8 protein-coding genes are annotated in these 12,123 nt (G+C 63.2%); 2 read left to right on the top strand and 6 right to left on the bottom strand.

Annotated elements, in window-relative coordinates; genetic code table 11:
• The coding region (locus tag EN884_RS09325; RefSeq protein WP_128360533.1) for a PAS domain S-box protein at positions 1–2,892 on the top strand (2,892 nt) is incomplete at its 5' end.
• 324 nt (positions 2,893–3,216) lie between these two features.
• Here EN884_RS09325 and EN884_RS09320 read toward each other — a convergent pair.
• A complete protein-coding gene (locus EN884_RS09320; protein ID WP_063170466.1) occupies positions 3,217–5,175 on the bottom strand; it encodes an acetoacetate--CoA ligase in 1,959 nt (652 codons plus the stop codon).
• Positions 5,176–5,464: 289 nt separating this feature from the next.
• Here EN884_RS09320 and EN884_RS09315 point away from each other — a divergent pair, with 289 nt between their 5' ends.
• Positions 5,465–7,318, top strand: coding sequence for an AsmA family protein (locus EN884_RS09315; RefSeq protein WP_024505753.1), 1,854 nt, complete (start codon positions 5,465–5,467; stop codon positions 7,316–7,318).
• A gap of 18 nt (positions 7,319–7,336) precedes the next feature.
• Here EN884_RS09315 and EN884_RS09310 read toward each other — a convergent pair whose 3' ends face one another.
• From EN884_RS09310 to EN884_RS09290, 5 genes are all read right to left on the bottom strand, one after another.
• A complete protein-coding gene (locus EN884_RS09310) occupies positions 7,337–8,155 on the bottom strand; it encodes an ABC transporter permease subunit (RefSeq protein ID WP_013530251.1) in 819 nt (272 codons plus the stop codon).
• Positions 8,156–8,159: 4 nt separating this feature from the next.
• Positions 8,160–9,134: an ABC transporter permease subunit gene (locus tag EN884_RS09305; RefSeq protein ID WP_063170075.1), complete on the bottom strand. Its 975-nt coding sequence runs from the start codon at positions 9,132–9,134 to the stop codon at positions 8,160–8,162.
• Positions 9,135–9,143: 9 nt separating this feature from the next.
• Complete coding sequence (locus EN884_RS09300; protein ID WP_063170074.1) at positions 9,144–10,283, bottom strand: ABC transporter ATP-binding protein; 1,140 nt, start codon at positions 10,281–10,283, stop codon at positions 9,144–9,146.
• Positions 10,284–10,367: 84 nt separating this feature from the next.
• The gene (locus EN884_RS09295; protein WP_013530248.1) at positions 10,368–11,465 is read right to left on the bottom strand and encodes a polyamine ABC transporter substrate-binding protein; all 1,098 of its coding nucleotides are present in this window, start codon (positions 11,463–11,465) and stop codon (positions 10,368–10,370) included.
• Between the two features lie 340 nt (positions 11,466–11,805).
• Positions 11,806–12,123, bottom strand: a 318-nt coding sequence (locus EN884_RS09290) for an EamA family transporter (protein ID WP_164894957.1), incomplete at its 5' end; no start/stop codon positions are given.

The raw sequence follows: 12,123 nt of genomic DNA, 5'->3' as shown, positions 1-12,123 counted from the left end.
GCGCAACACGACCATTGGTACTTCAACGCCGGCGAGGACGGAGGGGAACAGGCGCCGCGACCAGCTGCGTCCGGACCTGAAGCGCCTCAAGAACCGGCGGCCCTGGAAGTCCAGTCCACCTCCGCGGCCACGCCGACGACCGTCTCGGCGATAGACCGCGCAGCGGCGCCGGTGCGCTTCGTCTGGCGCACCGATGCCGAAGGCAAGTTCAGCGCGCTGTCGCCGGAATTCGCCGACATCGTCGGCAAGCCGGCGGCCGACGTGATTGGCCGACGCTTCAGGGATGTCGCCGCCACATTCGGCCTCGACCCCTCGGGCGAGATATCGGGGCTCCTCGAACGGCGCGATACCTGGTCCGGACGCTCCGTGCTGTGGCCGGTCGTCGGCACCGATCTGAAGATACCCGTCGACCTGGCGGCGCTGCCTGTCTATGGGCGCAGCCGCGCCTTCGAGGGTTTCCGCGGCTTCGGCGTTGCCCGCGCCAGCGACGCGGTCGTCGATCCGGAGGCCATCGGCATGGCGCTGGTGCCCAATGGCCGGGCGCCGGCAACGCCGGAACCGCAAGTCATCCAACCCGCGCCCGAACAGCCGAACGCTGAGGAGCCCAGGGCCGAGGACGCTCAGGCATCGGATCCGTTCAAGGGCGAGGTGCCGGCGCTGACCATCGTGCCGAAACAGGAGCGGCGCTTTGCCGACAAGGTGATCCGGCTCGCCGAACATCGCCAGCCAGCCAACGACAAGGGCCTCTCGACCCTGGAACGCAGCGCCTTCCGCGAAATCGGCGAGCGGCTGAAGAAGGAGAGTGCTCCGGTCGAGCCACCAGAGACTGAGACTGCTGAGGCGTCGGCAGCGGAGACCGAGGCTCCGGTCAAGGCGTCCGACGACCCGATGCGCACCGGCGGCATCCCTGCGTCAGGGCCAGAGAACGAACCGGTCGAGCCATCCGAGACCGATGTCGATGCCGAAGACGAGCAGGATCTGGCACGGCTTGACGGTCACCCGGACGAAGCGGCTCGTGAAGCCCCCCCTGGGATGAATGTGACGGGCTCGTTGCTGGACTATGCCGGCCAAGATGACGAACGTGGCCCCGTGGCGGCGGAACCAGAGAACACCGCTGCGGTTTCGCCCGGCGAAGAGCCTGAAGCCACTGACGCGACACATGATGTCCTCGATGACGACAGCATGACGTCAGCAGATTTTCGCGATGCCGAAGACAGCGAGGATTGGGCGCAGCCCGACGAGGAAGCCGCATCGCCTGACGAGCAGGCGGTTGCCGCGCAGGCCGTCAATGCAGGCGACGCTGCGGAAATACGCGTCGAGCGCCCTCGCCTGCAGGTTCCGCCGCTCAAGGCCGAAGGGTTCGTGCCGTCGGCGTTTTCCGCCGGAGATGAACACAAGGCCCCGGACACGTCGCTGCTCGGTAAGCTGCCCGTGCCGCTGCTCATCCATTCCGGAGACCAGTTGCACTATGCGAACGAGGAATTCCTCAGCCTGACCGGCTACGAGGCGCTCGACGATCTGGCGGATGCCGGCGGCCTCGGCGCGTTGTTTGCCGACCCCTATGCCGACGACGGCGTTTCCGACGGCACCGATCGCGCGCTGCGGTTGAAGACGCGTGATGGACAGGAATTCCCGATCGAGGCCATTTTGCGCTCTGTCCCCTGGCGCGACGGCAAGGCGCTGATGCTGGTCGTGCGACGCTCCGGCGAGGATGATGCGCCGGCGAGCCTGCATGTGGTTGGCGACGAGCAGACGCAGCCGGATATTTCCGAGCTCAAGGTGCGCATCGCCGAGATGCGCACCATTATCGACACCGCCACCGACGGCGTCGTGCTGATCGGCCGTGACGGCACCATCCGATCGATCAGCCGGCCGGCCGAAGCACTGTTCGGCTTCGACAGCGACGATGTGACCGGCAAGCCGTTCGCCTCGCTGTTTGCCATCGAAAGTCAGCGCGCGGCACGCGACTATCTCAACGGACTGTCCGAGCCCGGCGTGGCGAGTGTCATGAACGACGGCCGTGAGGTGATCGGTCGCGAATCGCAAGGCCGCTTCATTCCGCTGTTCATGACCATCGGCCGGCTGCCCAACGACAGCGGCTTCTGCGCCGTCGTTCGCGATATCACGCAGTGGAAGCGGGCCGAAGAGGACTTGACGCAGGCACGTGCGGTGGCCGAGCGCGCGTCCTCGCAGAAGACCGATTTCCTCGCCCGCATCAGCCACGAGATCCGCACCCCGCTCAACGCCATCATCGGCTTTTCCGAACTGATGGTCGACGAGAAGTTCGGACCTGTCGCCAACGACCGCTACCGCGACTATCTGCGCGACATCAACCGCTCGGGCAATCATGTGCTCGACCTGGTCAACGACCTGCTCGACATCTCCAAGATCGAGGCCGGCCAGCAGGAGATGGCCTATGAGGCGGTGTCGCTCAACGACACGCTGGCCGAGACGGTGGCGATGATGCAGCCGCAGGCCAATCGCGAACGGGTCATCATCCGCTCCAGCTTCGCTTCGCGGCTGCCGGAAGTGGTGGCGGACCTGCGCAGCGTGCGCCAGATCGCGCTCAACATCCTGTCGAATGCCATCCGCTACACCCAGGCCGGCGGCCAGGTGATCGTCTCGACCGCCTATGAGACGTCGGGCGACGTCGTCATGCGGGTGCGCGACACCGGCATCGGCATGAGCCATGCCGAGATCGAGCAGGCGCTGAAGCCGTTCAAGCAGATCAACGCGCTGAAGCGCGGACGCGGCGACGGCACCGGGCTTGGACTGCCTTTGACCAAAGCGATGGTGGAAGCCAACCGTGCCCGGTTCACCATCAATTCGACCCCGGGCGAAGGCACCTTGGTCGAGGTCGCTTTTCCATCGACCCGTGTGCTCGCGGAATAGATCAGCCCTCCACGCTTCGATCCCGATAAAAAGAAAAAGGCGCCCAAAGGCGCCTTAAGAGATGGGATTGCTGTCACAACGGGGGCTTGAGCGAATTCGGATCCTCGGGGCTGAGGAACGGGATTTCTCCCTCAAGTTACCTGCGACTATCGACGCCGGACCTTAACAACCCCTTACCGGGGCGCCGGAAAATTTACGAATGTGTACCACTCATGAAATCTAGGTAAATTCTAGCGAGATATTTCGTTAACCATTCCGAAGTCACTTTTTCATACGTGTCGTTGCCTCAAAACCGGGCCACTTTTGAGCGACATGCATTAGCAGCTACTCGGCCAATTGCGGCAGGTTCTTGAACAGCTCAAGCGCCTCTGGATTGGCGAGCGCCTCCTTGTTCTTGATGGCGCGGCCATGCACCACGTCGCGCACCGCAAGCTCGGTGATCTTGCCCGACTTGGTGCGTGGGATGTCGGTGACGGCGACGATCCTTGCCGGCACGTGACGCGGGCTCGCGCCGCTACGGATTTTTGCCCGTATGCGTTTTTCCAGATCCTCGTCGAGCTGCACGCCGGCGGCCAGGCGCACGAACAGGATGACGCGCACGTCGTTGTCGAAGTCCTGTCCGATGCACAATGCTTCCAGGATCTCAGGCATCTGCTCGACCTGATTGTAGATCTCCGCCGTGCCGATCCTCACCCCGCCCGGGTTGAGCGTGGCGTCGGAGCGGCCATGGATGATGAGGCCGCCATGCTCGGTCCATTCGGCGAAATCGCCATGACACCAGACATTGTCGAAGCGCTCGAAATAGGCCGCCCGGTACTTCTTGCCATCGGGGTCGTTCCAGAAGCCGATCGGCATCGCCGGAAAGGCTTTTGCGCAGACCAACTCGCCCTTCTCCTGTCGGACCGGCCTGCCGTCGTCGTCCCAGACATCGACGGCCAGGCCGAGGCCGGGTCCCTGGATCTCGCCGGTCCAGACCGGCTGCGTCGGCACGCCGAGCACGAAGCAGGAGACGATGTCGGTGCCGCCGGAGACCGAGGCCAGATGTACGTCCTTCTTGATGCCGTCATAGACAAAGCGGAAATCTTCCGGCGACAGCGGCGAGCCGGTGGAGGAGATTGCCCGCACAGTGGACAGATCATGCGTGCGGATCGGCTTGAGGCCGGCCTTGCGCACGGAATCGATGAACTTGGCCGAGGTGCCGAGGAAAGTCATCTTCTCGGCATCGGCGAAATCGAACAGCACATTGCCGTCGGGGTAGAAGGGCGAACCGTCATAGAGCAGCAGCGTCGCACCCGAAGCGAGCCCCGACACCAGCCAGTTCCACATCATCCAGCCGCAGGTGGTGAAGTAGAAAAAGCGGTCGCCGTCGGTGAGACCGGCATGCAGCCGGTGTTCCTTGACATGCTGGATCAGCGTGCCGCCGGCCGAATGGACGATGCATTTGGGAATGCCGGTCGTTCCCGACGAAAACAGGATGTAAAGCGGATGCGAAAACGGCAGCGGCTCGAAGGCGACGGGCTTGCCGGCGAAGGGCGACAGCGCCTCTTCCAGCGCCACCGCCTTGTCGATGATCCCGGCGACATCGCTCGATGTGCCGAGATAGTCGACGACCAGGATCTTGCGGACAGTGCCGAGCTTGGCCGCGACCGCGGCGATCTTGTCGGCGACTTCGATCGCCTTGCCATTGTACCAATAGCCATCCGGCGCGATGAAGACGACGGGCTCGATCTGGCCGAACCTGTCGAGCACGCCCTGCTCGCCGAAATCGGGAGAGCAGGACGACCAGACGGCGCCGACCGAGGCGGCGGCCAGCATGGCGGCGACGGTCTCCGGCATGTTGGGCATCATGGCGGCAATGCGGTCGCCCTTCTTCACCTTGAGCGACAGGAAAAGCTGCTGCAGCCGCGAGGTCAGCGCGTGCAACTCGTTCCAGGACAGCCGGCGCTCGACCTTGTCTTCGCCGCGAAACACGATTGCGTCGCCTGAGCCGGTCTTCTTCAGCAGATTCCCGGCGAAATTCAGTGTCGCATCGGGAAAGAAAGAAGCGCCGGGCATCTTGTCGCCGTCGACGAGCAGCTTGTCGCCCTTGTCGCCGACGATGCCGCAGAAATCCCAGACCAGGCTCCAGAACCCTTCACGGTCCTCGACCGACCAGGCGTGAAGCTGCGAATACGAGGAAAACGCTACGCCGGCTTTGACTCCGGCGGCTTTGGTGAAGGCGGTCAAGGGTGCTGCGTCAATCTGGTCTTGCGTCGGGGTCCAGAGCGGTTGTTCGGCAGCCATGATCGTTCCTCCACGGTCGCCATCGCTTATGCATATCGCAGCGCAGCAGAGCAAGATTTTGTTCGGCTGATGCGACCAGATGTGCGCAAATGCCATCGCCGGGCCATAAAGACTTGAAATGCCTCAGCCCTAAGTCGTAGTGACAACTTGAAGTCGTAGTGACGGCCGGAAGTCCTGGTCACGACTGGAGTCGTGGTGACGACCGGGGCCGTGGTGACGACCGGGGTCGTGGTGACACCTGGGGTTACACCCGTCGGGCGATTGTCGGAATGGAAGCATACGGGGCCATATGCCATCATCTATGATCCGGCGCGGAATATGGGCGATCGGCGCTGCCGTGATCGTCGTCGCGCTGGTCGTTGCCGCCCTGCCGCTGATTGCCTCCACCCGTATCGTGCGCGACCGCATCGCCTGGGAAATGAGTGCGTGGAGCGGCTTCCGTGTCGCCATCGACGGTTCGCCGCGTATCGAGGTCTGGCCGACATTCCGCGCCATCCTGACCGATGTGACGCTGTCACAATGGACCGACACCGAGGCGCCGCCGGTGGTCGAGGCAGAACGGGTCGAGGTCGACCTTTCCGCCATGGCGGCCTTGCGCGGCGACGTGGTGTTTTCGACGGCGCGGCTGGTGCGGCCGACGATCCGGGTCCAGCGCACGCCTGCCGGCCTTTTCCTGCCCGCTGTCCCGACCGGCGGGCGCATCACGCGCTCCATCGACACGGCGCGCGGCCTGGTCAACGCCGACCCCGCCAAACCGGACCTCGACAAGCTGCCTACCGACACCTTCGGCACGGTCGAGTTTCGTGACGGCCGCATGGTAGCCTCCATCGGCGGCAAGGACGTCGAGATCCTGAGCAGTTTGAACGGTCAGGCAAATTGGGCGGCGATGAACAGCAATGCGACGCTGTCGGCAACCGGCATCTGGCGGGGCGAAAGCGTCGCGCTGGACGTCGCCTCGGCCAAACCGCTTGTGCTGTTTGCCGGCGGCACGGCGCCGCTGACACTGTCCTTCAAGGCGGCGCCCGCCACCTTCTCGTTCGACGGCACGGCCAGCATGTCTGAAAATACCTATTTCGACGGTCAAGCGAAGTTCTCGGCACCCTCGCTGCGGCGTGTCCTGGAATGGTCGCAGGCCGGCATCGCTCCGGGTGCGGCGATCGGCTCGGTCAGCATTTCGAGCAAGATCACCGCGACCGGCGGGCGCGTCAAGTTCGACAACACGGCGATTGCACTCGACAACAATCCGGGGATGGGTGCGCTGGACCTCTCGCTTGGTGAAGCACAACCGGTGATCTCCGGCACGCTCGCCTTCGACACGCTCGACCTCAGATCGTTTCTGTCGGCCTTCACCCCGCTGGTGCCGACCGGAGGGGCGGGGCCTGGCGAAATCGACACAAGTTTCGCCGACAAGATCAATCTCGATCTCAGGCTGTCGGCGGCGCACGCCACGGCGGGGCCGATCCAGCTCGCCGACGTCGCCGCCACCGCACAGGTCAAGGATGGTCTGTCCGTCTTCGACATCTCCGATGCCTCGGCCTTCGGCGGCAACATCCAGACCAGCCTTCGCTTCGATCGCAAGCCGGAAGGCTCGCAAGTCGAAATCCGCCTTCTGGCGTCCGACATCGACGGCGGTGCTTTCGGCACGGCGGCAGGGATGACGCGGCTGGTGCCGGTCGGCACGGGCACCGTCTCGGTGATCCTCAAGGGGCCGGGCAGAACCTGGGATTCCATCTTCGACAATGCCGACGGCTCGGTCTCGGCGACCTTCGGGCCGGGTGCGTTGAGCAAGCTCAACCTGCCGGCCTTCCTCAAACATACCGAACAGGGCGGCTTCTTCGCGCTCGACGATGTCTCCGACGCAACATTGCCGATCGACGGTGCCGAGATCAAGGCAACCATTTCGAAGGGCGTGGCGCGAATCGACAAGGCCGAGGCCAATTCAGCGAAGTACAAGATCTGGCTGTCCGGCATCGCGTCCTACGCCGGGCGCGGACTGGCCTTGTCCGGCGGCGTCATTCAGCCGGATCAGGCGGCAACGCAGGCCAACGGCCAGCAAGGCCCCAACCAGTCGTCGTTCTTCGTCGGCGGAACCTGGAGCACGCCGTTCATTTCCCCGATCAGCCGCGGCGTTTCGGGGGAATAAGCGGTCGCGTTTTCGTCTTCAGCCGCGTTGCGCGGCCTGCTCGTCGAGCTGGCGCTGCACCTCACGCCGCTTGTTGGCAAGCGAGGCGATGATGACGCCGATCGCCACGACGGCGATCAGGATGGTGCAGGCGGCGTTGATTTCCGGCGTCACGCCGAGGCGAACCTGGCTGTAGATCTTCATCGGCAGCGTCGTCGCGCCCGGCCCCGAGGTGAAGCTGGCAATGACCAGATCGTCGAGCGAAAGGGTGAAAGCCAGCATCCAGCCGGAGACGATCGCCGGCATGATGACCGGCAATGTGATCTGGAAGAAGGTCTTCACCGGCGTGGCGCCAAGATCCATCGCGGCTTCCTCCAGCGAGCGGTCGAAAGTCATGAGCCGCGACTGCACGACCACGGCGACGAAGCACATGGTCAGCGTGATGTGGGCGAGCGTCACGGTGAGGAAGCCGCGGTCGAGCCCGACGGCGACGAAGAGCAGCAGCAGCGACAGGCCGGTGATGACTTCCGGCATGACCAGCGGCGCAAAGACCATGCCGGAAAACAGCACCCTGCCCTTGAAGCGCGTGTAGCGGGTCAAGGTGAGTGCCGCCAGCGTGCCCAGCACCGTCGCAACCGTGGCCGAGATCAGGCCAACACGCGCCGTCACCCAGGTCGCGTCCATGAGACCCTGGTTGTGGAACAGCGAGACGTACCATTTGGTCGAGAAACCGCCCCAGACCGTGACCAGTTTCGATTCGTTGAACGAGAAGACGATGAGCAGCACGATCGGCAGGTAGAGAAAGGCAAAGCCAAGCACGATCGAGGTGATGTTGAAGCGGCTCCAGGTGGCGTTCATGAGGTCACCTGTCCATTTCCTGAGCGCGCGCCTGAGCCCGCTGGAAGAGCATGATCGGCACGATCAGCAGCAACAGCAGGATGACGGCCACGGCCGACGATACCGGCCAGTCGCGATTGGCGAAGAACTCGTTCCACAACGTCTTGCCGATCATCAGCGTCTGCGATCCGCCGAGCAGATCGGGAATGACGAATTCGCCGACAGCCGGAATGAACACCAGCAGACAACCGGCGATGACGCCGGGCAGCGACAGCGGGAAGGTGATTTTCCAGAACGCACTGGTCGGCGGGCAACCGAGATCCTTGGCCGCCTCGATCAGCGAATAGTCCATCTTCTCGAGAGCGGAATAGAGCGGCAGCACCATGAACGGCAGGTAGGAATAGACGATGCCGATGAAGATCGCCGTATAGGTGTTGAGGATGATCAGCGGCTGGTGGATGATGCCGGTGGCGAGCAGCAGCTGATTGAGCAGCCCTTCGGGCTTGAGAATGCCGATCCAGGCGTAGACGCGGATCAGGAACGAGGTCCAGAACGGCAGGATGACCAGCATCAGCAAGGTCGGGCGGATCGTCGCCGGCGCGCGCGCCATGCCGTAGGCGATGGGGTAGCCGACGAGCAATGTCAGGACCGTCGAGACCGCGGCGATGATGACGCTGGTCACATAGGCGTTGAAGTAGAGCGCGTCCTGCGTCAGCCAGGTGTAGTTGTCGAGGCTGAGCTGTTTCAGCTGAGCCAGGAACCCTGAGATACCGCCGCTGAAATCGAGCGCCGGCGTATAGGGCGGAATGGCGATCGCCGTCTGCGACAGCGAGATCTTGAAGACGATGACGAACGGAATGAGGAAGAAGAACAGCAGCCAGACATACGGGATGATGATGACCAGTCGGCCAACGAAGGCAGCACCCAGCCTGGCAAGGATGGATCTGCCGGCATTGGATGCCGGAGAGGCTGATGCTGTGGTGACGGCGGCGCTCGACATGGTCGCCCCCTACCGCGTCAGCACGACGCCGGCGTCGGGCCGGAAGGAAACCCAGGCGCGGTCGTTCCAGCTCAACGGATCCTCGGTGATGCGGGCCGCGTTCATGGTGCTGGCGCGCACCACCTGGCCGTCGTCCAGCCTGACATGATAGACGGTCATGTCGCCGAGATAGGCGATGTCGTAGACCTCGCCCTCGATGGCGTTGACGGCCTCGGCCGGCTTCTTCGACGACACCTTGATCTTTTCGGGCCTGATGGCGAAGGTGACGGCCGTCCCGGCCCCGGCGGTGCCGGCATTGTCGGTGCGGATGGTGATGCCGTTGCCGGCGTCTATGCAGGCGCTGCCCGCCTCGCCACGCGCGATCTTGCCCTCGAACATATTCACGTTGCCGACGAAGCCAGCGACGAAACGCGATCCCGGCGCCTCGTAAACTTCGGCCGGCGTTGCCACCTGCATCACCTCGCCCTTGTCGATGATGGCGATGCGATCGGCCATGGTCATCGCCTCTTCCTGGTCGTGGGTGACGACGACGAAGGTCAGGCCGAGATTCTGCTGCAGGTCCATCAGTTCGAACTGCGTCTCTTCGCGCAGCTTCTTGTCCAACGCGCCGAGCGGCTCGTCGAGCAGCAGCACCTTCGGCCGCTTGGCGACCGAGCGGGCGAGCGCGACGCGCTGGCGCTGGCCGCCGGACAGTTGATGCGGCTTGCGCTTGGCGAACTGCTCGAGCTTGACCAGCTTCAGCATCTCGGCAACGCGCGATGCGATTTCGGGCTTCGGCATGCCGTCCTGCTTGAGGCCGAAGGCGATGTTGTTCTCGACCGTCATATGCGGGAACAGCGCATAGGACTGGAACATCATGTTGACCGGCCGCCGGTAGGGCGGGATGCCGCGCAGATCCTGGCCATCGAGCAGAATGCGGCCGGCTGTCGGCTCCTCGAAGCCGGCGAGCATCCTGAGCAGCGTCGACTTTCCACAACCGGAAGCACCGAGCAGCGCGAAGAACTCGCGCTCGAAGATGGTCAGAGACAGATTGTTGACGGCGGTGAAGTCACCGAACTTCTTGGTGACGTTGTCGAACTGGATGTACGGCTTGGCGTTCGGGTCGTTCCACGGTGCAAAATCCCTGCGGATGCTGCCAAGCGATTTCATGTCCCACTCCGTCCTGATTTTCTTGCTTCTTGCCCCAGGTAAAAACGGTCCCGGCAGGTGGCTGCCGGGACCGTGTCGGATTGCTTACTGGCCGGTGACGATCTTGGTCCAGGTGCGCGTGATGACGCGCTGGGTCTTGGGATCGTATGGCGAGACGGTGTAGAGCTTCTTTATGGTCTCGGCATCGGGATAAACCGAGGGATCCTCCAACAGTGCCTTGTCGACGAATTGCTGCGAAGCCTTGTTGCCGTTTGCGTAGAGCACGTAGTTCGACGACTTGGCGATAACTTCCGGCTTCATCATGTAGTTGATGAACTCGAGCGCCTCCGCGACATGCGGCGCGTCGGCAGGGATCGCCATCTGGTCGAACCACATCTGCGCACCCTCCTTCGGCACGGAATAGCCGATCTCGACGCCCTGCTTGGCCTCGACCGCGCGGTTGCGGGCCTGGAACACGTCACCCGACCAGCCGACGGCCAGGCAGATATCGCCGTTGGCGAGCGCGTTGATGTATTCGGAGGAATGGAACTTCCTGATATAAGGTCGGACCTTGAGCAAGGTCTCCTCGGCCTTGGCGATATCGTCGGGCGATGTGCTGTTCGGGTCGAGGCCGAGATATTTCAGTGCAGCCGGAATGATGTCGGCCGGCGAGTCCAGCACGTAGACGCCGCAGTCCTTCAGTTTGGCCAGGCTGTCGGGGTTGAAGAAGACATCCCAGCTGTCGATCTTGTCGGTGCCGAGTGCCGCCTGCACCTTCTTGATGTTGTAGCCGATGCCGACCGTGCCCCACATGTAGTTGACCGAGTATTCGTTGCCGGGGTCGTACTTGGCCGTGCGTTCCGAAACCGTATCCCACATGTTGGAAATGTTGGGCAGCTTCGACTTGTCGAGCTTCTGGAACACGCCGGCCTGGATCTGGCGCGCAAGGAAATTGCCGCTGGGCACGACGACGTCATAGCCGCTGCCGCCGGCAAGCAGCTTGGTCTCAAGGATTTCGTTGGAATCGAAGGTATCATAGACGACCTTGATGCCGGTTTCCTTGGTGAAATCGTCGATGATCGAACTGTCGATGTAGTCCGACCAGTTGAAGACGTTGACGACACGATCTTCGGCGTGACCGCCGACGGTGAAAAATGTCAGGAATGCCGACGTTGCCGAAAGCCAGAGCGCTTTGCGGATCATGCTATTCTCCTTTGATGAGTGTTCCTTCACCGGCTCGTCGCGACATCAGCGCGACCGGCATTTTCTTCAGACTATTGAGCTTTCCAAGGGGCGACAAGCGCGAACTGCCGAGACCATGCAGGCGGTTCGATGAGATGGTTGGATGCCCCTGAGGCGGCCTGGGAGGCGTGCCAATACCGTCAGAGGCTTTCGCCATGGCGCGGGCAGAGATACGACGATATGGTCCGGTCCCGATCGGACCGGCTGGGAGACTTGGCAAGATACGCCTGTCTTGTTGTTGCCGTATTCCCAGCCTGCCCGTGCCGCAGCGACGTTGTCAATGGCAAAGCTGCAGGCCGCTTCAATTAGGTGACGGCACCCCGGTGACCCCTGCGCGTTCGGGCCTTGCCTGGCGCTTGAATTCGAGCCCGATATGGACGAGCAGCGCCGTGACCACAACCGCGCCGCCGATGATGGTGCGCCCCGACGGCACCTCGGAATGAATGAGCCAGACCCATATCGGGCCGAGGATCGGCTCGAACGTGCCGAGCAGCGCCGCGATGGCCGCCGGGATCAGTCGCGCGCCGGTGGCGAAGAAGGCCAGGCCGAGGCCGAGATTGACCACGCCGAAGGCAAACAGAAAGCCCATGTCACTGACAGATACGGTGAGGGTCGATGC

Source organism: Mesorhizobium sp. M7A.F.Ca.AU.001.01.1.1 (assembly GCF_004022735.1).
Classification (GTDB): Bacteria; Pseudomonadota; Alphaproteobacteria; order Rhizobiales; family Rhizobiaceae; genus Mesorhizobium; species Mesorhizobium ciceri.
Note: the sequence above shows the minus strand (reverse complement) of the source record. Positions and strands in the feature narration are given on the sequence as shown.